This window comes from Aequorivita sp. CRS11, assembly GCF_059693805.1.
Genome location: NZ_JCATIG010000002.1, coordinates 582,253 through 604,156, shown reverse-complemented (window position 1 = coordinate 604,156; position 21,904 = coordinate 582,253). Strand labels below are relative to the sequence as shown.

Genomic DNA, 21,904 nt, shown 5'->3' with positions numbered 1-21,904 from the left:
TACAACTTTATGTCAGTTTTAGAGCAAACAGCTTCACAAAAAGCTATCGATTTAGAAAACAAGTACGGAGCCCACAACTATCATCCACTTCCTGTGGTTTTAAGCAGGGGAGAAGGCGTGTATGTCTGGGATGTGGAAGGCAAGAAATATTATGATTTTCTCTCAGCCTATTCTGCGGTAAACCAAGGACACTGTCATCCAAAAATAGTGGGCGCAATGACGGAACAAGCCAAAACATTAACGTTGACCTCCCGCGCATTTTATAATGATATGCTGGGGAAATATGAAAAATTTGCTTGTGAGTTTTTCAATTTCGATAAGTTGCTCCCAATGAATACGGGTGCCGAAGCCGTGGAAACAGCTTTAAAAATTTGTAGAAAGTGGGCTTATGAGAAGAAGGGCATCGATGAAAACGAGGCCGAAATCGTAGTTTGCGAAAACAACTTTCACGGAAGGACCACCACGATTATTTCTTTTAGCAACGATCCCGTTGCGCGCAAGCATTTTGGACCTTACACCAAAGGTTTTATAAAGATAGAATACGACAATCTTGAACAACTTGAGGAGCATTTGGAAAGCAATAAAAATATTGCTGGATTCTTGGTTGAACCCATTCAAGGAGAAGCAGGAGTTTATGTGCCGTCGGAGGGATATTTGAGAAAAGCAAAGGCCTTGTGTGAAAAGCACAATGTTCTTTTTATAGCTGATGAAGTGCAAACTGGGATTGCCCGTACCGGAAAGATTCTTGCTGTTGACCATGAAGATGTAAAACCTGATCTTTTGATTTTGGGGAAAGCTTTGAGCGGTGGCGCTTATCCGGTTTCCGCGGTACTTGCCAATGATGATGTGATGAACGTTATAAAACCAGGAAATCACGGTTCCACTTTTGGAGGAAACCCTGTAGCTGCTGCTGTGGCTATCGCAGCGCTTACTGTGGTACGTGATGAAAAGCTTGCCGAGAATGCTGAAAGGCTTGGAGAAATTTTCCGCAGGGAACTTAGCAGTTATATTGAAACAAGTAGTATAGCGAAACTTGTTCGTGGAAAAGGATTGCTGAACGCGGTATTAATCAATGACTCTGAAGATAGCGATACAGCTTGGAATATCTGCCTAAAACTTCGTGACAATGGCCTGTTGGCAAAGCCAACCCACGGAAATATTATTCGTTTTGCACCTCCCTTGGTGATGAATGAAGAACAATTGAGGGATTGTGTTTCCATAATCATAGAAACATTAAAATCGTTTGAGTAATTATTTTGCAGAAACTTTTATATATAAAAAGCGGCCACTAAGGCCGCTTTTTTAATAAGAAATAATGAAGAACTACATACCATATTCCTTCATAAGCTCTTCATTCATATTCATAATGCCTTCCATTCCTATAGTTGAAAAGAGGTAGATTACGTAAATTAAATAAATAGCGCTGAGTATAATGCCTATTATAGAAAGGATCTTTCCCGTTTTAACGTTCTGGTAGCCTGAATAGAGTTCAGGGTTTGCCATATACACCTTAGTGGCTTTGCCCGCCATAACAATAGCGACAATTCCGAATATAAGTCCTAAACCATAGCAACAACAAGTTACTATAGAAATTATTCCGAAGATGAGAATTAAGGTTGCGTTGGGTAGTTTTTGTTGTTCCATAATTTATTTGATTTTTCAGTTGTGCCTTAAATGTACCCAAAAAATTTAAAATTTTAAACAATCTATATTAAATAAAGTGGTTCATCTTAATGAAATAACTCACCACCATTATAATGGCATTCAGCAAGATAAGCCCAATTTTTATTTGATAATCAAACTTGAATTTAATAAAGAAGTTTACTGCAATTACGGCCAATAGGAGGAAAATGGTATAAATAGCAGGATATATTTTAAAAGCAGCTTCAAACTGTCCTGAAAAAAGAAGGGCTGTAGCACGTTGCATGCCACAGCCCAAACATTCTACACCGAAGATTTTCTTGTTTATACAAGGAACCATATAATCTTCGAGGCCCTTTATGAACATAAAGGAAATATTTTATTTATTATGAACTATTGCTTTATAGTCAATGGCAATATCATCTGCGGTCATAAGTTTCACCAAATAAACACCATCACTCAAATTACCGGTATAGAAACTATATTTTGTTTGGTCACCTAAGTTTTTCTCTTGGATTACCAATTTTCCGTTCATATCGTACACTAAGGCAGATTTAATAACATATCCTTCAGGATTGCTAATTTCCAATTGCTGTAGTGGATTGTTTTGGAAAAAAGTAACATTTTCCATTACAATTAGTTTTTCATTAAGTTCCGTTTGGGGAATGTCACGTTTTACATTTGGACTACGGAAAACAACAAAAAATCTGTTATCGTAAGTACCGGGAGGTAGATTTAAGGTTGCGCTCATGCCTCCAGTTATTTGCTGATAGGTATTTTCAACCCTGTCAAAAATATAGGCATTGGTATATGGTTTTTTTACTTCCTCTACTACCTTAATATCCAATTTGGACTGGTTTTGTATTTTAAATGAAACAGGCACCTGCTTGTTTTGGTCAAATTTGATACCGTTAATTACATACGGTTTACGGTTGTTGTCATCGCCAATAGGGAAGTAGGCATCTGTTTTTAAATCTTGGGCACTCAAGCCGTCGAGGCCACGGTCATAGCCATCTGTAGCTTGGTCATAAAATGCAATTACCATATCTCTGGTTACTGCTTCATCAAAAATAGACCATATACGCATGATAGGAGTACGATAATTCTCTCTGGCAGTTTCTGCGGCTGTAGACAAGCCTGTATCATTTGGTAGGTTAATCTGTGAGCCACTATCGCCTTCTGGTCTTTGGAATACAGAACCGGCCGTATCTTCTTTAAAGAATACTCTATACTCGTTTTTAATTGAAACGTTACCGGTTGCATCCCCCACAAACATAATGCCTTGGCCTATTGGGGCGAAACGTTTGTTGTAGTCTATAACTCCACCTCCTGTTCCAGTCCCACCATGTGTGCCTCCTGAATTCCATATGAAAAAGGGCGGGGAAACGTACGTGCCTAAATTATCTCCATCGTATGGATCCCCATCAGTATCTTCAAGGCCTACAGTATAAACTCCATAGCCGAAGGGTTTTTGCGAATAGTAATGGCTTGCCACAGTTCGGTCTTCATCATAGTACCAAAAAGTTCCTAAAGCATCATTTTCAGGAAGATCATAAAAAAGCTCGTTTAAATCCATAGCAGAAGGATAAGGATTTCCAGCAAGGGTCATTAATTGGTCTTCCACTGGAATAGTAAAAGTACCGCTATTTGGCCTTCCTCTAAAATCATAAGTTTGATCGAGTTGTGTTGGTGTTTGAATGGGACCAACACCTTTCATGATAAAGCCATAACCCGCAGGGGCAGCGTTGTTGCCGTTCATACGTTGGTAATTTCCTTCTGCCTCAGTACCGGGAAATCTATGGGTGTATAACCAACGTGTTGAAATGGTCATCTGGGGTATTAAAGTACCATCCCTATCAGTTGTCGTTAGCGCTTGTCGTGCTGCAGTTAAGCTTATTCCTGGTTGTGGTTCATATAAATGCTGTACGCCAAAACTTCGATTGCCGGCTACAGCTGCAGGATGGGTAACGGGCGAGCACCAATAATAGTACGCCCAAGCATTGGTTTCCGGAGTGTTTTGCTGTACGGAAAGTTGTCCGTCTCCACTATTTAATGCTAATGGATTACCTTGAATTAATTGCCCGTCATTGCGCAAGTAAATACTGGCTTCCTGATCGTTTGCAGTGCCATTACGAGTAAGATTTATTTCTTGGGTTACAAAGACAACCTCATCATTAACATATATGTATGAATCGGCACCTCCGGAAGTTGGCTTAACGGTTAGCTGTGCAAAAACACCAGCCGTAGTTAAAAGTAAAGTTGAAAAGAGTAGTAGGTTTTTCATATTTTTACGGTTTTTAAAAGCTTCGTTATTGGGGTTAGCAAAGCTTTTTTCACGGTTTAAATTTAAAAATAATATTTTATATATTACATACAATGCTACAAAATACGTAAAAATTTCGTTTATAGAGGNTGGGGTTAGCAAAGCTTTTTTCACGGTTTAAATTTAAAAATAATATTTTATATATTACATACAATGCTACAAAATACGTAAAAATTTCGTTTATAGAGGGTTAAGTGATAGAAAGTATTAAGTAATGGGTGCAGATTATATTTTAAAATTTTAATATTTCAGAAATGATTATCGGCGATAAAGTTTCAGTCTTGGACGATGCCATTTCAGGCGTGGTTACTGCTATTAGGGGTAATGAGGTGACAATTTTGACTAAAGATGGTTTTGAGTTGGATTTTTCAAAAAACGAATTAATCGTTGTGGATGGTTCCCTTTCAAAAGGAGAATTGGCAAAGATGGATGTCTCTGAAATTATGTCAGAAAAAAACCACAAAAAGCCAGGAAAAAGTAAGCGCATTAAACCCAAAGAGCGAAATTTACCACCCATGGAGGTGGATTTGCACATCAATCAACTAGTGCCAAAGACCCGCGGCCTTAATAATTATGAAATGCTAACCATACAATTGGATACCGCAAAAAGGCAATTGGACTTTGCCATTTCAAAACGCATACAAAAAGTAGTTTTTATTCACGGTGTAGGGGAAGGGGTTTTGAGAACTGAATTGGAATTTCTGTTCAATCGTTATGATAATGTAAAATTTTATGACGCCGATTTTCAAAAATACGGGCGTGGGGCTACCGAGGTATATATTTTTCAGAACACGAAGTAGGGATTCGCGCTTCTACAAATTAAAATTCTGGGGTGGTTTCCTTTTCAATGACCTCAATACTTTCTATGGTTCCCATATTAAGGGACTCTTGGGTTATTTCTTCTTCGCCACTTACCAAAACAAGGTTTTTCAAAACAATTTTTACATTTTTATTGATGGTATATTCATGCAGGCGGTATTCGTTTACCAAATAAGTGTCTGTTACTTCAGGATTTAGGTAATCTGCGCCCACGTTTGGATCTGTCACATCGTTTCGCGGATTTAAATCCATGTTTTTGTCTTCATTTCGGGTCAGCACTCCGTCGCCATCATCATCGTTATCTAAATAATCTGGGACGCCATCACTGTCAGTATCCAGAAAATTTGTAAGTGGATTGTCATCGCCGTCTTCATTTTGAATGTCTAATTCCAGTACTGTCGGAACGTTATCGCCATCGTCATCTTCATCATAAATATCTGGAATCCCATCGCCGTCAGTATCGCCATCAAATTCATCTTCTGCGGGAACACCATCATCATCATCAAATAAAAAAATTGTAGTGAGTTCAGCCGAACCGGATGCCGCCAAATAATCAACGGTCACAATTGGAGCAGTGGGAGGAATACTGCTACAGAAGTAACTAGCACCCAAATCACCATCGTAAGTTCTATAATTCACAAAATTTGTGGTGCCATTCAGGCTATAAGTTTTAGGCCCTGCGTCTTTATAAAGACTATCAGAAACACCTAATTTTAGCGACAAACTTTCCAGGGCCTCGGGATTTATTTTATAAAATACATAATTGCCCTGTTGCCCACAGGCCTTAAGCTCCGCATCGTCAAAGTTGAAAGAGGTAATAATTATATCGCCATCATCACAGCTTTGAAGAAGCAATGAAGCTATAAAAAGGAAAAGAATTTTTTTCATCGGAAATTTTAAAATCATCATCGATTACAAAGTAACGCATTTCTTTTTAACTGAAATGTGGGCAAAACTGTTTTAATATGTATTTTTGCCAACCGAAACAAAATAGGAGCCTGTGCTCAAAATAGAACTCGGTTACTAGCCGATTTTTATTAAAAAACTTACCCAATGAAGAAAGTATATTTTGATAGCGCCGCTACCACGCAGTTGCGCGATGATGTTATAACTTGTATTACTGAAGTTTTAAAAACTGAATACGGAAACCCTTCATCTACACACTCTTACGGAAGATCATCAAAATCTTTACTTGAAAACGCTCGAAAGGAAATAGCAAAACTTTTAAACGTTTCTGCAAGTGAAATTATATTTACCTCCGGAGGTACCGAAGCAGATAATTTAATTCTTTGCAGTGCGGTGCGGGATCTTGGTATAAAACGAATTATATCTAGCCGCATTGAGCATCATGCCGTTTTGCATACCTTGGAGTGGCTTCAAAAAGAATACGACATTCAACTCGATTTTGTAAAAGTTGACGAATGCGGCCAAGTAGATTATGGTCATTTGGAAAATCTTTTGGCAGATACATCACAAAAAACATTAGTGAGCCTGATGCACGTTAATAACGAAATTGGTAGCCTACTTGATTTAAAAAGAGTTGCACTTCTCTGTAAGGAACACAACGCGCTTTTTCATAGCGATACCGTACAGTCTGTGGGCCATTTTGAACTTGATTTTAAGGAAATTCCTATTGATTTTGCAGCTGCTGCTGCCCATAAGTTTCACGGACCAAAAGGGGCGGGGTTTGCTTTTATTAGAAAAAATTCAGGGCTTCGCTCATTAATCCATGGTGGCGAACAGGAACGCGGACTTCGTGCTGGCACGGAAGCGGTTTACGCTATTGCTGGAATGGCAGAAGCGCTAAAACTATCGTATCACAAACTTGAAAAAGAACGAGCCTACATTACCGAGCTGAAGGATTATTTTAAGGAACAACTACTAACTGCCATTCCTGGGGTAAAATTCAACGGTAGCTGTGATGATAATGAGCGAAGCACGTATACTTTATTAAACGTTTGTCTGCCCATTTCTGCCGAAAAAGCAATGTTGCTATTGTTTCAGTTGGATTTGAAGGGAATAGCGTGTTCCAAAGGGAGCGCTTGCCAAAGTGGGAGTGAGGGCGGCTCGCACGTTTTAAATGAGATACTTTCCGAGGAAGACTTAAGTAAGCCTTCCATTCGTTTTTCTTTTTCCAGCTTCAATAAAAAAGAAGAAGTGGATTATGTGGTGGAGGTTTTAAAAGAATTTATTGATAGTAGTATTACCAAATAGCGTTAGATTATCAATTGCCAATTTTGAATTTGTTGTAGGCTAAACAGCGGTGTTTAAAACTTCGCGGTAAGCCTAACGTTAAACACACGAGGCGTCAAATAATTTGGGATTGCATATTGTACCTTGGTGTAAACATCCCTTACAAAAGTGTTTGTAATAGAGTTTTGCACATCAAATATGTTGAAAATTTCAGCGCCGATGGTAAATTCCTTAAAAGGTTTCAACCAGCCACTGTCCCTTAATTTTGTATCGTCCACAATAACGTAACTCATCCCCAGATCTGCTCTTTTATAATCATTTAAACGGGTTTGATATTTATATGGGTCAGCATAACTTGGAGAACCACCGGGTAGTCCCGTGTTATACGTTAAGTTAAGGTACATTTTAAGCGAAGGAATCACTTTTACATAATCCTGGAAAAGCATTCCAAACTTTAAGCGTTGGTCTGTCGGACGGAAAATGTAACCGCGATCGTCAATATTTTCTTCTGTCTTCAAATAACCAAAACTTAACCAGCTCTCCGTACCGGGAACAAACTCACCCGCTAAGCGTAAATCAAGCCCGTAAGCGTATGCAACCGCATTATTGGTTGCACGGTAACGGATGCGTACATTTTCCAAAGTATACGGGTTTACGTCAGTTAAGTGTTTGTAGTAAATTTCAGAATTTAATCGAAACTTGCGGTCCCACATTTTGAAACTATAATCGTTTCCAAATACAATATGGATAGACTTTTGAGCTTTTACACCAGGGCGTACGGTACCCGACGAGTCGCGCAATTCTCTATAAAAAGGAGGCTGGTGGTACACCCCGCCCGAAAGTCGGAAAAGCATATCCATTTCCCAATCGGGCTTTAATGAAACCTGTGCGCGTGGACTGAAAACAGTTTGCGTAGTGCTTGTGATGTTTTTTCCACTCACAGTCCAATTATGGGCACGTACCCCTGCATTCATCCATAGTTCACTGGTTCCAAGTGTTGATTTTCTACTCCATTGTGCATAACCTGAAATTCTATCAATCTGTGTATCGTTTTGAGCACGAACATTAGTATAAGGCACAATAGGAGAAGTATCAGCCTCATAGGGTTGATTGTTTGGAGGGAATATAGGCGGACGGATAGAAAATCCTGCCGAATCAATAATTTCATATTCCTGAACCCGATCGCGAATATCCTCACGTGTATATTTTATGCCGTATTCTATATTATTTTCTTCTAACGCTAGATTTCCCTTGTGCTCTACATTCAGGATTAAAGCGTCCAAATCGTTTCGAGCATGTGTAAGTTGTCCGCCGATGCCACGTGTAAATTCAACCTCGCCCAATTCCTCACTGCCAATTTCAGTATTTACTTCACCTAAACGATATTCGGCAAGTATATCATAATATTCCTGTTCGGTGGTTTGGTAAAGGGAAGCTATAAATTTTGCAGTATAGTTGTCTGAAACAACCCAAGTAGATTTTAATGCGCCAAAATAAGTATTGTAGCGATCCTCTTCACGGCCTTCATAGAAAACGAGTAAAGCGATTGGATCAGTAATAGTCCCAAAATTTGTCTGTCTGGTTAACGGTCTATAATTGTATTCGTTAATGGAAAGATTTCCCAAAAAGCTCAGTTCAAATTTATTGGTGAATTTATAAGTGAGATAGGTTTGCGCATCGGCAAATTTTGGTCTGTAATTGGTTTCGGTTTGCTTTGCTTCAACAAATAGGCTGTTGTCACGATAGCGAATTCCGAATATTCCCGAAAAACGACCGTTTTTTGAAATTCCTTCCACAGAACCGCTTGCGCCCAAAAGGCTAAGGTCTATGGAAGCGCCAAAATCAACGGGACGACGATATGTAATATCCAACACCGAAGAAAGCTTGTCGCCATATTTAGCTTGAAATCCTCCCGCAGAGAAATCAACATTACTGGTAAGGTCGCTGTTTACAAAGCTTAAACCTTCCTGTTGTCCGCTTCTAATTAGGAATGGACGATATACTTCAATTTCGTTTACGTAAACTAGGTTTTCATCATAATTACCACCACGCACAGCATATTGCGTGCTCAATTCGTCATTTCCACTCACTCCGGGAAGGGATTTTAGAAGGTTTTCTACACCAGCATTGGCACCCACCATCTTTCTGATTACCTCAGGTTCTATGTTTACAAGCCCTTCGATACGTCGGTTTTCACGGCCAGAAATCACAACTTCAGGAATTTGTTCCACATCCATCCTTAAAACGGGATTCAATTCATAATCCTCATTCGGACTTAAATTGAAACGAAGCTTGGCATTTTTATGGCCAACGTGGGAAAAGGTAATAATGACTTCTTGATTTGCGGGAATTTCCAGCAAATAAAAACCATTGAGATCTGAAATGGTGCCATTGTCCTCATACGTTACGTTAACTCCAGAAAGTGGATTGTTGGTTTCGTCTAAAATAACTCCTCGTATTGTTGCCTTTTGAGCAAATACAACGGTTGCAAAGAAAAAGAAAAGGAGTGTAAGCGGTAGTTTAATTGTTTTCAAAAGCAAGGGTTAGGGTTGTTTTCTGAAAAATTTTGCTTCAAATGTAGCACTATTTCCCACATTATCTATTACAATAACTTTCAAATTATTCTCTGTTTCCAGATTTACGTTATCATTGAAATTATAAGTTAGAACGTCTTTTTTGTAATCATATTCCATCAAAATGAACTTTTCATTAATAGTGGCACGGTAGGAGCTTATTCCGCTAAGGTCGTCTGTAATTTTCAATTGAAGAAAATTTTGGTTGCTAATCCATTTACCTTCAGAAAAATTGACGGGCTTTATGGTGGGAGGAGTCGTGTCTGAGGCAATAGTGTAACTTCCAAAGGTTCGGGTTTTGGCAGTTAGCTTGTCTCCGTTGCGGGTTGTGGATGTATAATACGGCTGGCCGCGATAGTTCAATCTTCCAATATAGAGTTTATCACGGTCAGCTTCATTGTATGATGAAATATCTGTCGTGATTGAAATATTGCTGTGAATTGGAATTAAATCTTCGTGAAATTCCAGAACATCACCTTTATCTTTAATATTCAAATAGGTGTCTTCATATAAACTATTTGCAGGAATGTAAATGCTCCACTTGCCTTTGGTGATAGACGTGGCGTGGTCTGCATAGATATAATCGTCGGTCTTTTCAATATTTTTTTGATCTAAAATTTCAAGCTTTGCACCCTCAATGGGCACTGAGATATACATACGATTGCCATTAAAATCATTTACTTCAATGGTATAAATAGATTGCAAACTGTCCTGAACTGTTATAAGCCCATTTTCGTCTTCTTCTGTAATTATGCTCAATGGGTTGTTGGTTTCACGGAAGAGCTTTTGAACCATACTTTTGTTGGTTTCATAATAGTTATAATCAGTATATCTATTTAAATACCGCGTTTCTGAAAAAGAAAATTTATCAAAAAGAACCTTGAATTTCTGAGAACCGTTAAAGCGGGTTTCAATACTGTATGCGCCGTTTTTGTTTGAAGCACCGTCCTGTTGATCGTATGTTGTAATTCCAAAGCCAATCTTTCCGAAAGCCTTTATGTCCTCAGTTTTATAATTGCCGTCCTTCTGTTTTATCATCCGCAATTTTGTACGGTTTTGGCTTTGGTTGATGTGCGCATCTTCTCCAACGGGATAAGCAAATATTGCACTCACAATAGGTTTTTTTGAATCTGGAACCTCTATGCCAAAAAGCAATGGGTTCATGGGCCGTTGTGAAGAATCGCGAATTTCAAAGTGAAGATGTGGTCCGCCGCTGCCACCTGTATTTCCGGTATAGGCAATTAAATCTCCTTTTTTTACTGGTAATAGCGTTTTGTCGGGAAAGAGCTCTACTTCAAATGTTTCCTTACTGTATTGTGTGTCTTTTACATACTTTTCAATATCGCCGGCAAAACTTCGCAAATGTCCATAAACAGTTGTGTATCCATTGGGGTGAAGAATATAGAGCGCCTTTCCATAACCGTAATGTTGCACGTTTATTCGGCTCACATAGCCATCCGCTGGGGCATATACCGGCAGCCCTTCGCGTTGTTCAGTTTTAAGATCAAGGCCACTGTGGAAATGGTTGGCACGCATTTCACCAAAATTGCCTGAAAGCACTAAGTTTATATCCAAAGGATTGGAAAAATAATCTGTCGGTATACCGTTCTGTCCGTACGCAAACCCGCTAAAAAGGAGGAGCATTGATAAAATTTTCTTCATAGGGTAAAAATAAGAATACGCTATAATTAAAAGGGGAGAGAATTGGTTTATTGTAACTATTCTTCAATAATACAAAAAATAATGGAAAACTGTTTGCTTATTAACGATGGTATGCTAACTTTGTGAAAGAAGTATTGAACACAGATTTTAATGAGTAATCTTTCTGAAATAGTTGATTCTCTTGAAAATAGAATTGGCAAGCTGCTCAAAAGGCACGAAAAATTAAATAAGTCCAATGCAGCGTTGGAAGAAGAACTCAAAGTTTTACATTCAAAACAGCAACAATTTGAAGAAGAAATTGAGGCTTGGACTGAAAAATGTAACTCATTAAAAATGGCAAATTCAATGCTCGGCAGCGACCAGCATAAACGAGAAACTAAACTCAAGATAAACGCTCTCATTCGGGAAATTGACCATTGCATAAGCCAACTTTCCGAATAAAAATATAACAATGGCCGAACCATTAAAAATAAAACTATCAATTGCAGACAGGGTTTATCCCTTGACCATTAATCCTTCACAGGAAGAGGGATTACGGTTGGCTACAAAAAAGATAGAAGAGATGATTAAGAAGTTCGAGCAGAGTTATGCCGTACGCGACAAACAGGATGTTTTGGCAATGTGTGCCCTCCAGTTTGCAGCACAGGTTGAGCAAAAACAAATTGATAATTCCAGCGATACGCAGGAAACGGAAGCAAGACTAAATGCTTTGGACCGTTTATTGCAAGAGCAGTTATCATAACGTTCTTTTAATTAAATAAGGTTACTGCCTACATTAATACTAATTTTTGGTAAACTCAACAGGAATTCTTTAAAAAGGGTGAGTTGAAGTTGTAAAAGCGAGCCGTCTTTGAGCGGATACTTGACCAGCTTGTTAACCCTAAACTTGTTTTTAAGGAGTTTATTCAAAATAATAATATTGATGTAGGCTTTTTTTATACATATAATTCAACTAAAAATGGACATCATAACTATTGTAATTAGTGCCATAGTTGGTATTGCGATTGGTTTTTTTATTGCAAAAATAATGGAGCGCAATAACGCCTCCCAACTTATAACGAGAGCAAAAAAGAGCGCATCTTCAATACTGAAAGAGGCAAAATCTGAAGCCGAAACCATAAAAAAGGATAAAATTCTTCAGGCTAAAGAGAAGTTTTTGGAACTGAAATCTGAACACGAAAAAGTAATCCTTAACCGTGACAAAAAAATTTCAGAAGCAGAAAAGAGAACACGCGACAAAGAATCTCAAGTTTCCAGTGAACTCGCAAAATCAAAAAAATTAAATGCGGAGCTTGAAGAAAAAAAGACAGATTATGACGAGAGAATTTCCATACTCGACAAAAAACAAAGCGAGGTAGAAAAGCTTCACCGTAGTCAAGTTGAGCAGTTGGAAGTAATCAGCAGTCTTTCTGCCGAGGATGCAAAGGCTCAGTTAATGGAAAGTTTGAAAGATGAAGCCAAAACCCAAGCAATGGCTTATGTTCAATCCTCTATGGAAGAAGCAAAAATGACAGCCCAGCAAGAAGCCAAAAAAATCATAATCAATACCATTCAACGCATAGGAACGGAAGAAGCAGTGGAAAACTGTGTATCTGTGTTCAATCTTGAAAGCGACGATGTAAAGGGTAGAATCATTGGCCGCGAGGGTAGAAACATTCGCGCCATTGAAGCTGCTACAGGTGTGGAAATTATAGTTGACGATACTCCAGAAGCTATTATCCTGTCGTGTTTTGATTCCGTACGACGGGAAATTGCACGGCTGTCACTTCACAAATTGGTTACCGATGGACGTATTCACCCAGCACGTATTGAAGAGGTTGTTCAAAAAACTACCAAACAAATTGAAGAGGAGATTATTGAAGTGGGAAAAAGAACCGTTATCGATCTGGGAATACACGGTCTGCACCCCGAACTTATAAAGGCCGTGGGGCGTATGAAATATCGTTCTTCATACGGCCAAAACCTATTGCATCACTCCCGCGAAGTGGCAAGGCTTTGTGGCGTAATGGCTGCGGAACTTGGACTGAACGCTAAATTGGCTAAACGGGCCGGATTGCTTCACGATATCGGAAAGGTTCCCGAAACCGAAACCGAAATGCCACACGCACTTTTAGGAATGCAATGGGCAGAGAAATATGGTGAGAAACCAGAAGTTTGTAATGCTATTGGAGCTCACCACGATGAAATTGAGATGACTGGATTGCTTTCTCCAATTGTACAGGTTTGCGATGCTATTAGTGGCGCAAGACCTGGCGCAAGACGCCAAGTGCTGGATTCTTACATTCAACGTTTGAAGGACTTGGAAGATATTGCATTCGGATTCGGCGGTGTAAATAAAGCATATGCAATCCAAGCGGGCCGTGAGCTTCGTGTAATGGTTGAAAGCGAAAAAGTGAGTGATGAAAAAGCCGCGCAGCTTTCTTTTGAAATTTCACAAAAGATACAAACGGATATGACTTATCCAGGACAAGTAAAAGTTACCGTTATTCGTGAAACACGAGCAGTGAACATTGCAAAGTAAGACCTGTTATAACATCAAAAAAAAAGCTCCTTTTGGAGCTTTTTTTATTTATATAATTCAGGAGATTATTTAAAAACATTCTTTACGGTGTCAATTCCTTTTTTGATACCCTCTACTATGGGTGAATTTTCATCATAAATATCTTCATAACCTTTGCTCGGTTCCTCAAAAAACTTACCGGTTATAAATCGATAATGTTCATCCAGTCTGGCAATTGCTTTCATATCTGCATCATCCAGTTCTATAGAAGCCGCTTTAAAGTTTTCTTCTATATGTTCTTTGCTTGTAGATTTTGGGATAGCAGCAGTACCGCGGTGCGCGTGCCAACTTATCAAAATTTGCCCTTCCGAAGCATTGTGTTTTCTTGCAATTTCTTTAATCGTTTTAATTTCCAAAATATTGGGTTCATCTTTTCCCTTCATAGAATCAGATCTATCTCCCGAACCCAAGGGGGAATAGGCGGTAAGGTGTATGTTTTCTGATTTGCAATATTTTAAAAGATCATCCTGCTGCAGGAGGGGGTGAAGTTCCACTTGGTTCATTTCAGGTTTAGTGGCAGCTTTGGCGATAAGTTCCTTTAATTTTATATCACTAAAATTGGAAACGCCAATGTGACGTGCAAGCCCGTCTTTTTTGGCCTTTTCCATTTGTTTCCAAGTTTCAATTATAGGGGCTTCCTCGGGCGTTAAGTAATCATTAGGTTTTTTTGGGAAGTCTACACCATGCTTGAAAGCCACTGGCCAATGGATTAAATATAAATCTAAATAGTCTAGTTTTAGTTTTTTAAGTGATTCTTCCAAGGCGGGTCTTACCTGTCCTTCGGCATGCGAATCGTTCCAAAGTTTAGAGGTAATGAAGACATCTTCCCGAAAAATATCACCTTCGGCAAAAACCTCGGCTAATGCTTCGCCAATTGCTTCCTCGTTTCCATAAGCAGCCGCAGTATCTATATGGCGGTACCCAGCGTAAATGGCATCTTTTACTGCCTTTTTAACATCGTTGCCGGTGGATTTCCAAGTACCTAGACCTATTGCATGCATTGCATCTCCATTACTAAATTTTAATATTTTCATTTCTCTTTTTGTTTGGTTTAATTTTTTCTTTTCAAAATACAAAAGGTTGCTTTCAGAATAAAGAAATTGGGAGGGTTTAGCTTTTTTTTAACCTGTAGGATCAAGTCGATGAGTCGATAGGATTATAAGTTTAGATTTTAATTTTACAAGCTGATCGACTCTCAACTTCTCGATTTTTAAACTTTTCAATTATCTTCTCGGGTGGAAGCGGTTTATTACTTCGGTTAAGTGTTTGCGGTCTATGTGCGTGTAAATTTCTGTTGTGGTAATGCTCTCGTGTCCTAACATTTGTTGAATGGCGCGAAGGTCTGCACCATTCTCCAACAGGTGTGTGGCGAAGGAGTGGCGAAATGTGTGAGGGCTTATGGTTTTTGGGATACCAGCTTTTTCTGCGAGGCGCTTCACGATGGTAAAAATCATCGCGCGGGTTAGAGACTTGCCGTGTTGGTTGAGAAAGAGAGTATCTTTGGCCTGTGGTTGAATCTTTTGATGTCCGCGGATTTCTTTTCTATAAACTTCAATATATTTTTGGGTGGTTGGCCCTATAGGCACGAGGCGCTGTTTATCGCCTTTTCCCGTTATTTTAATAAAACCTTCTTCAAAATATAAGTCCGAGATTTTTAGGTTTGTAAGTTCTGAAACGCGGAGACCGCAACCATACAGCGTTTCTATGATGGCACGGTTACGTTCACCTTGCTTTGAGCTTAGGTCTATTGTTTTTATGAGAGTATCTATTTCTTCAATGGCTAGAGTGTCTGGTAGTTTTCTTCCTAATTTTGGAGCTTCAATCAGTTCCAAGGGATTGGTTTTTCTGTAATCTTCAAAAATTAAGTAGTTGAAAAATCCTTTGAGGCCCGAAATGAGACGGCTTTGGGAACGTGGATTTACTTTTTTTGCGATCTCATAAATGAATTGTTGAAGAGTTTCTTCAGAAATAGTGATGGGAGATACTTCTATTTCATTGGTTTCCAGCCACTGCATAAGCTTTTTGATGTCCAGGGAATAATTGATGATAGAATTTTCGGAAAGACCGCGTTCCAATCTGAGATAATTTTGATAATCCTTTAAAATGTTCACCCACTTCATACCGCTATATTACTACTAAAAACAATAGTTAACAAAAAACTAAATATATTTTAAGCCATAACATTAAAGGTATCTTTGCGTTTTAATTGAAACCTAAAAATAGTATTATGAAAAAATTGATTGTAGCAGTTATTACATTATTTATTGGAACCTCCGCATTTTCGCAAGAAATCGATCTAGGGGTTAAAGCAGGTGCTAACTTTGCAAATATTTCTGATGTGGAAGATCTTTCTAGCAAGACTGGATTTCAGGCCGGGATTTTTGCTGGGGTAAAATTTACAGATAAAGTGGGTATTCAGGCAGATTTACTTTACTCACAGCAAGGAGCGGAGTTTGATGCTGGAGAATTTGACTTAAGTTATGTGAATGTCCCTGTAGTATTAAAATATTATTTGGTTCAAGGGTTAAATGTTCAAGCAGGACCACAGTTTGGTTTTATTGTAGATGATAAAATTTCTGTCAATGTTTTGGGTGACATAACCAGAAAAGCAAAGGCTGAAGATTTTGATGTTTCAGGAATTGTGGGAGCGGGTTATGATTTTCCATTTGGAGTGCGTTTGGATGCTCGTTATAATTTTGGACTTACTGATGTGTCAAAGGAAAATGGGTTTGAAGGAAAAAACCAAGTATTTTCTGTTGCATTGGGTTATTCCTTCCTTTAACAATATCAAATATTGATTATAAAACCGTCCAATTTGGGCGGTTTTTTTTTACTTTTTTTAACAATAACGTTAATTATTAAGGCGATAAATATGCTTTTCTAGTTACAGGGTATTTCTCCAAAAAACACCTTGAGCGCTGATAATTAAATGATTATGTTTTTGAACGTTCTTTTTTTGATACATATATTTCATAGAATGTTACATAATTCATATAACTATATAGAAATCTTTTAGTATTTTTAATGAGACAATATTGTCGTTTTAACTAATTCAAAACTTTATTCGTTATGAAAAAACTTTTACTTTTTACTGCAGTAGCATTATTTGCATTAACTTCTGTACAATCACAAGAATTTCGCTTAGGTGCGAAAGCTGGTTTAAATGTTGCCTCATTAGGTGGTGATAGTTATTACGGTGGTTTAGGTAGCCTTGGCTCAAGAACAAGTTTTCACATTGGGGGTATAGTTGAAATTCCTTTAATGGGGAAATTTTCCTTGCAGCCTGAATTAATGTACTCTTCAGAGGGCTCAGACTGGAGTATTGGAACCGGAGGAGATAACACAAAATTGGATTACATACGTGTACCTGTTTTGGTAAAATTTTACGTAATTGAAGGGTTAAGTGCCGAGGCTGGACCTGTATTTGGTGTCTTGGTAAATGCTGAAAGTAATTATTACAATGAAAATGGTTTTATTGCAAGTGGTGATGCTAAAGATTATTATAGAAGTTTTGATGCTCAATTTGGCATTGGCGCTTCATATCGATTGAACATGGGAGTTTTCTTCAGCCTACGTTATAACAAAGGATTGTTAAATGTAAATGAAGAATATAGAGTTTTGGGCACCACCTACAATACCGGTAAAAACCAAAGTAATGTTTTCCAAGTTTCTGCGGGATATTCATTCTAAATTTCAAATTTTCATATTTCAAAAAAGCAGGGCAAGGTTCCTGCTTTTTTTATTTATGTTCAGTTTTGTTTGTTTTTTTTAAGTTTTAGTTATCTTTAATGAGATAATCTTTAAAATCTTTAATTATGAAAAAACTCTTACTTTTTGTGGCAATTGCCGTAATGACTATTAGCAATGCCCAATCCCAGGAATTGCGGATAGGTGCAAAAGCTGGTGTGAATTTCGCCTCGGTAGGCGGGGACTTTACAGATAATTATGATGGGCGTACAAGCTTCCACATAGGTGGTTTGGTTGAAATTCCCATCTCCGAAAAATTTTCCATTCAACCTGAACTTTTATATTCCGGACAAGGTGCAAAATCTGAATATGATAACAGTTTTGGAGATAGTTTGGTGATCGGGAAGGAAAAATTAAAATTGGATTATATAAATATTCCCATTATGGCGAAATATTATATTATTGAAGGTTTGAGTGTGGAGGCAGGCCCACAATTTGGAATTTTAGTTTCTGCTAAAAATGAATACGAGGAGTCCGGCTTTAGAGGAGATATATCTGGTGAGGAAAATGTAAAGGAATTTTATAATACGTTAGATATTGGCTTTGGATTGGGTACATCTTATCGATTGAACAACGGGGTATTTTTCAGTGGACGTTATGTGATTGGTCTTACAGATATTACTGATGACGACGACGTTGATTTTGGCCCTTTGGATATTGATGGATATAAACAACGAAATGGGGTATTACAGTTTTCTGTGGGATTCTCTTTTTAGATTGTAATTATATATTCATAAAATGGTTGGGACTAGGTTCCTGCTTTTTATTTACAGAATGCCGTTTAAAACAAATGGGAATTAGTATTATATTTAATACTGATTGAAAATCCTGTTTACTATGATAAAAAATATTCTTTTTATACTTGCTATTGTCTTTTTTGCGCAAAGTAACGCACAAAGCCTCAATTTAGGCGGAAAGCTATGTAAATATTTTCAATTACCATATTGGTGCGGTCGGCCGGGTTGGGATTACTGAAAAGTTTTCCGTACAGCCCGAGCTTTTGTATTCCACCCAGCGTTATTCCTATGAAACCCTTAGATATTATATGGATTATATAAACCTTCCGATACTGGCAGATTACAAAGTTGTCCGAGGATTAAGTTTACAGGGGGGACCACAATTTGGTTTTAATGTGAAGAAACGTGTAAATATGAAAGCTGGGGATGATACTGCTGGGATGGACAGAAATTTGGAAAACGTTGAAGCGCTAAATATCGGCCTAGGCTTTGGAGCGCAATATAAGCTGCCCATAAATCTCTTCTTTCAAGCTCGATATACTTTCGGTCTGACACGTATATATGATGATTCCAATTTGAAAAATGGAGTTTTTAGCCTCTCTGTAGGTTATTTTGTTTTTTAGTAAATTTTGACCGCCTCCTTTTGCTGCAATTTATATTTTCTATATTTATAAAATGAAAATCATCATAATAAACGGCCCAAACCTGAACCTACTCGGTAAGCGCGAGAACGATATTTACGGCAACGAGACCTTCAATGATTTTTTTGAAAAATTAAAAAGTAAATACGCAAACCTGGAACTTTCCTATTTCCAATCAAATATTGAAGGGGAATTGATTGATAAAATTCAAGAAGTTGGATACAATTATGATGGAATCATTTTAAATGCTGCGGCATACACTCACACTTCCGTAGGCATTGCAGATGCGGTGAAGGCAATAACAACTCCAGTAGTGGAAGTACATATTTCAAACACTTTTTCAAGAGAGGATTTTAGACACAAAAGCTACATTTCGCCAAATGCGAAAGGGGTAATTGTTGGCTTTGGTCTGCAGAGTTATGAATTGGCTTTGCAAAGTTTTTTAAAATAAAGCGAAGAGGAATTAGCGATGAGCGAAAAATTCCCCTAAAATATGGCAAATAAAAAAACCGCAACATTGCGGTTTTTTTATTTTTCTAACGTCTAACGTCTAACGTCTAACGTCTAACGTCTAACGTCTAACATCTATAAATGAATCACTTCCCCATAAGCATCCGCAACAGCCTCCATAACCGCTTCGCTCATCGTTGGGTGTGGGTGGATAGCTTTTAATACTTCGTGGCCAGTGGTTTCAAGTTTTCTTCCCAACACGGCTTCCGCAATCATATCGGTAACGCCGGCACCAATCATGTGGCAGCCCAACCATTCGCCATATTTAGCATCAAAAATAACTTTTACAAAGCCATCCTTTTCACCGGAAGCACTTGCTTTTCCACTTGCAGAGAAAGGGAATTTCCCAACTTTCAATTCATAACCAGCTTCTTTAGCTTGTTTTTCGGTCATACCAACACTTGCAATTTCGGGAGAAGCGTAAGTACAGCCTGGGATGTTTCCGTAATCTATAGGTTCTACGTGAAGGCCAGCAATTTTTTCAACACAGGTTATTCCTTCTGCGGAAGCAACGTGGGCTAGGGCAGGTCCGGGCACCACATCGCCAATGGCATAATAGCCTGGAATATTGGTTTGGTACCAATCATTCACCATAATTTTTCCTTTGTCAGTAACGATGCCAACGTCCTCAAGACCTATATTTTCAAGGTTTGAAGCAATTCCAACTGCAGAAAGAACAATTTCCGCCTCTAACGTTTCCTCGCCTTTTGAAGTCTTTACAGTAGCTTTTACCATTTTTCCAGAGGTATCCAATTTTTCTACGGAAGAATTGGTCATCACTTTAATTCCGGCTTTTTTGAAGGAGCGCTCAAATTGTTTTGAAACGTCTTCATCTTCCAAAGGAACTAGATTTGGCAAAAACTCAACAATTGTTACTTCGGTCCCCATGGAATTGTAAAAATGTGCGAACTCAACGCCAATGGCACCACTGCCGACAACAATCATACTTTTGGGTTGCTTTTTCAGTGTCATAGCTTCACGATAGCCAATTACTTTTTTACCGTCCTGCTTTAGGTTTGGCAATTCACGGGAACGCGCGCCAGTTGCAATGATTATATGGTCTGCGGAATATTCCTTTCCGTCAACATCTACCTTTTTTCCAGGTTTTAATTTTCCAAAACCATTAATGACTTCAATTTTGTTCTTCTTCATCAAAAACTGAACGCCCTTGCTCATACCTTCGGCAACACCACGACTTCTTTCAATTACTTTACTGAAATCTTTATCAAACTCCTTTACGGTAAGTCCGTAACTGTCTGCGTGTTTTAGATAATCAAAAACTTGGGCACTTTTTAAAAGTGCTTTGGTGGGAATACACCCCCAATTTAAACAAACGCCTCCAAGGCTTTCTTTTTCAACAATTGCGGTCTTTAAACCTAATTGCGAAGCCCTTATGGCGGTAACATATCCACCGGGACCGCTTCCTAAAACTATTACGTCGTATTTACTCATTATATATGTTTAAGTCTGAATTTTTGGAGGTACGAAATTACGAAATTCAAAAGGAAAAAACCCAAAAGCGAAAAGTCAAATTCCAAATAATAAAAAAAGCACCAAATTCCAGGGTTTTCAATTTTGGAATTTGGTACTTTAAATCTGTTATTTATAATGCTATTTCTTCTTAAAATCCAGCGAAAGTGAATTCACACAATAGCGTTGTCCCGTTTCGGTGGGACCATCATTAAATATATGCCCTAAATGGCTGCCGCAGTTGGAACAGAGTATTTCTGTACGGATCATGCCGTGCGATGTATCGTTCACATATTCTACAGCACCTTCTATTGAATCATCAAAAGAGGGCCACCCGCAACTACTTTCAAACTTTTGGTCACTTTCAAAAAGTGGAGTTTGGCATGCGCCACAAACGTAGGTGCCATTTTCAAAATGCAGGTTATACTCCCCCGTGCGGGGGAACTCGGTGCCCTTCTCACGAAGAATGTGGTAGCGTTTTTCGCCCAGTTCCTCACGCCATTCGGCTTCAGATTTATTGATGGGATATTTATTTGGATTCTCCATTTTCGGGTATGAATTTTAAAGCGACCCCATTAATACAGTGTCTTTTACCAGTAGTTTCATCAGGTCCGTCATTAAAGACATGTCCTAAATGGCCCCCGCAGGTTGCACAATGCTCTTCTGTTCGGGTATATCCAAGCTTATTGTCTGTTGAGTACGCAACATTTCCTTCAATGGCACGGTCAAAACTTGGCCAACCTGTGCCGCTGTCAAATTTGTGTTTACTTTTAAAAACGGGCGTTCCGCAGCCAGCACAAACGTATGTACCCTTTTTATGATTATCGTTTAAGTCACTTGAAAATGCACGTTCGGTACCTTCGTGGCGTAACACCTGATATGCTTCAGGTGATAGCTGGTCTTTCCATTCGGCATCCGTTTTCGTAATTTCAAAAGTCTCTTTCTTGGATTCCTTACTTTTCTGTGCTGGTGAATTACAGCTGAAAAGCATCATGCTTAATACAAGGAATGTGCTTAATATTTTCATA

Annotated in this window: 22 protein-coding genes and 1 other RNA gene; 12 read left to right on the top strand and 11 right to left on the bottom strand. The window is 38.5% G+C overall.

The features are described from left to right. The first annotated feature begins 9 nt into the window (after positions 1 to 9). On the top strand, positions 10 to 1,251 hold the full coding sequence (gene rocD, locus AC58DT_RS05980; protein ID WP_497215929.1) for an ornithine--oxo-acid transaminase: 1,242 nt from the start codon (positions 10 to 12) through the stop codon (positions 1,249 to 1,251). A 72-nt stretch (positions 1,252 to 1,323) separates the two neighbouring features. Here rocD and AC58DT_RS05975 read toward each other — a convergent pair whose 3' ends face one another. From AC58DT_RS05975 to AC58DT_RS05965, 3 genes are all read right to left on the bottom strand, one after another. Next, positions 1,324 to 1,644 carry a CCC motif membrane protein gene (locus AC58DT_RS05975; protein ID WP_062623009.1) on the bottom strand — a complete coding sequence of 107 codons (321 nt, stop codon included), beginning with the start codon at positions 1,642 to 1,644 and terminating at the stop codon, positions 1,324 to 1,326. 67 nt (positions 1,645 to 1,711) lie between these two features. After that, a complete protein-coding gene (locus tag AC58DT_RS05970) occupies positions 1,712 to 2,008 on the bottom strand; it encodes a DUF2752 domain-containing protein (RefSeq protein ID WP_497215928.1) in 297 nt (98 codons plus the stop codon). A gap of 12 nt (positions 2,009 to 2,020) precedes the next feature. Then, a complete protein-coding gene (locus tag AC58DT_RS05965) occupies positions 2,021 to 3,925 on the bottom strand; it encodes a DUF8693 domain-containing protein (RefSeq protein ID WP_497215927.1) in 1,905 nt (634 codons plus the stop codon). A gap of 293 nt (positions 3,926 to 4,218) precedes the next feature. Here AC58DT_RS05965 and AC58DT_RS05960 point away from each other — a divergent pair, with 293 nt between their 5' ends. After that, complete coding sequence (locus AC58DT_RS05960; RefSeq protein ID WP_497215925.1) at positions 4,219 to 4,764, top strand: DUF8465 domain-containing protein; 546 nt, start codon at positions 4,219 to 4,221, stop codon at positions 4,762 to 4,764. 19 nt (positions 4,765 to 4,783) lie between these two features. Here AC58DT_RS05960 and AC58DT_RS05955 read toward each other — a convergent pair whose 3' ends face one another. Further along, complete coding sequence (locus AC58DT_RS05955; RefSeq protein WP_497215924.1) at positions 4,784 to 5,671, bottom strand: hypothetical protein; 888 nt, start codon at positions 5,669 to 5,671, stop codon at positions 4,784 to 4,786. A 165-nt stretch (positions 5,672 to 5,836) separates the two neighbouring features. Here AC58DT_RS05955 and AC58DT_RS05950 point away from each other — a divergent pair, with 165 nt between their 5' ends. Next, a complete protein-coding gene (locus tag AC58DT_RS05950) occupies positions 5,837 to 6,997 on the top strand; it encodes a cysteine desulfurase family protein (RefSeq protein WP_497215923.1) in 1,161 nt (386 codons plus the stop codon). Between the two features lie 53 nt (positions 6,998 to 7,050). Here the strand turns inward: AC58DT_RS05950 and AC58DT_RS05945 are convergent, their stop codons facing one another. Next, positions 7,051 to 9,510, bottom strand: a complete 2,460-nt coding sequence (locus AC58DT_RS05945; RefSeq protein ID WP_497215922.1) for a TonB-dependent receptor — start codon at positions 9,508 to 9,510, stop codon at positions 7,051 to 7,053. A gap of 9 nt (positions 9,511 to 9,519) precedes the next feature. After that, positions 9,520 to 11,193 (bottom strand): M23 family metallopeptidase, encoded by a 1,674-nt coding sequence (locus AC58DT_RS05940; RefSeq protein ID WP_497215921.1) that lies wholly within the window; start codon positions 11,191 to 11,193, stop codon positions 9,520 to 9,522. A gap of 168 nt (positions 11,194 to 11,361) precedes the next feature. Here AC58DT_RS05940 and AC58DT_RS05935 point away from each other — a divergent pair, with 168 nt between their 5' ends. From AC58DT_RS05935 to rny, 4 genes are all read left to right on the top strand, one after another. Beyond that, entirely contained in the window at positions 11,362 to 11,652 is a 291-nt protein-coding gene (locus AC58DT_RS05935; protein ID WP_497215919.1) for a coiled-coil domain-containing protein, read from the top strand. Positions 11,653 to 11,662: 10 nt separating this feature from the next. Beyond that, entirely contained in the window at positions 11,663 to 11,953 is a 291-nt protein-coding gene (locus AC58DT_RS05930) for a cell division protein ZapA (protein WP_497215918.1), read from the top strand. Between the two features lie 53 nt (positions 11,954 to 12,006). Beyond that, positions 12,007 to 12,114: non-coding RNA, 6S RNA (gene ssrS, locus AC58DT_RS05925), on the top strand. A 55-nt stretch (positions 12,115 to 12,169) separates the two neighbouring features. Next, positions 12,170 to 13,732: a ribonuclease Y gene (gene rny / locus AC58DT_RS05920; RefSeq protein WP_497215917.1), complete on the top strand. Its 1,563-nt coding sequence runs from the start codon at positions 12,170 to 12,172 to the stop codon at positions 13,730 to 13,732. 65 nt (positions 13,733 to 13,797) lie between these two features. On the opposite strand, the gene AC58DT_RS05915 is transcribed toward rny, so the two are convergent. After that, positions 13,798 to 14,805 (bottom strand): aldo/keto reductase, encoded by a 1,008-nt coding sequence (locus AC58DT_RS05915; protein WP_497215916.1) that lies wholly within the window; start codon positions 14,803 to 14,805, stop codon positions 13,798 to 13,800. 189 nt (positions 14,806 to 14,994) lie between these two features. After that, the gene (gene xerD, locus AC58DT_RS05910) at positions 14,995 to 15,891 is read right to left on the bottom strand and encodes a site-specific tyrosine recombinase XerD (RefSeq protein WP_497215915.1); all 897 of its coding nucleotides are present in this window, start codon (positions 15,889 to 15,891) and stop codon (positions 14,995 to 14,997) included. A 107-nt stretch (positions 15,892 to 15,998) separates the two neighbouring features. Here xerD and AC58DT_RS05905 point away from each other — a divergent pair, with 107 nt between their 5' ends. The 5 genes from AC58DT_RS05905 (at position 15,999) to aroQ (ending at position 19,347) form a co-directional block, all read left to right on the top strand. Beyond that, entirely contained in the window at positions 15,999 to 16,553 is a 555-nt protein-coding gene (locus AC58DT_RS05905; protein ID WP_497215914.1) for a porin family protein, read from the top strand. 287 nt (positions 16,554 to 16,840) lie between these two features. Further along, the gene (locus AC58DT_RS05900; protein WP_497215913.1) at positions 16,841 to 17,461 is read left to right on the top strand and encodes a porin family protein; all 621 of its coding nucleotides are present in this window, start codon (positions 16,841 to 16,843) and stop codon (positions 17,459 to 17,461) included. A gap of 125 nt (positions 17,462 to 17,586) precedes the next feature. Then, positions 17,587 to 18,234, top strand: a complete 648-nt coding sequence (locus AC58DT_RS05895; RefSeq protein ID WP_497215912.1) for a porin family protein — start codon at positions 17,587 to 17,589, stop codon at positions 18,232 to 18,234. 212 nt (positions 18,235 to 18,446) lie between these two features. After that, entirely contained in the window at positions 18,447 to 18,878 is a 432-nt protein-coding gene (locus AC58DT_RS05890) for a porin family protein (RefSeq protein ID WP_497215945.1), read from the top strand. A gap of 52 nt (positions 18,879 to 18,930) precedes the next feature. Further along, positions 18,931 to 19,347: a type II 3-dehydroquinate dehydratase gene (gene aroQ, locus AC58DT_RS05885; protein ID WP_497215911.1), complete on the top strand. Its 417-nt coding sequence runs from the start codon at positions 18,931 to 18,933 to the stop codon at positions 19,345 to 19,347. Positions 19,348 to 19,481: 134 nt separating this feature from the next. Here the strand turns inward: aroQ and lpdA are convergent, their stop codons facing one another. The 3 genes from lpdA to msrB (AC58DT_RS05870) all read right to left on the bottom strand — a co-directional run bounded on the left by lpdA (position 19,482) and on the right by msrB (AC58DT_RS05870) (position 21,903). Then, a complete protein-coding gene (gene lpdA / locus AC58DT_RS05880) occupies positions 19,482 to 20,858 on the bottom strand; it encodes a dihydrolipoyl dehydrogenase (RefSeq protein ID WP_497215910.1) in 1,377 nt (458 codons plus the stop codon). Between the two features lie 159 nt (positions 20,859 to 21,017). After that, positions 21,018 to 21,422, bottom strand: a complete 405-nt coding sequence (msrB, locus tag AC58DT_RS05875) for a peptide-methionine (R)-S-oxide reductase MsrB (protein WP_497215909.1) — start codon at positions 21,420 to 21,422, stop codon at positions 21,018 to 21,020. Continuing rightward, entirely contained in the window at positions 21,406 to 21,903 is a 498-nt protein-coding gene (gene msrB / locus AC58DT_RS05870; protein ID WP_062622994.1) for a peptide-methionine (R)-S-oxide reductase MsrB, read from the bottom strand. The genes msrB (AC58DT_RS05875) and msrB (AC58DT_RS05870) overlap by 17 nt, the downstream gene beginning before the upstream one ends. Position 21,904: the final 1 nt, after the last annotated feature.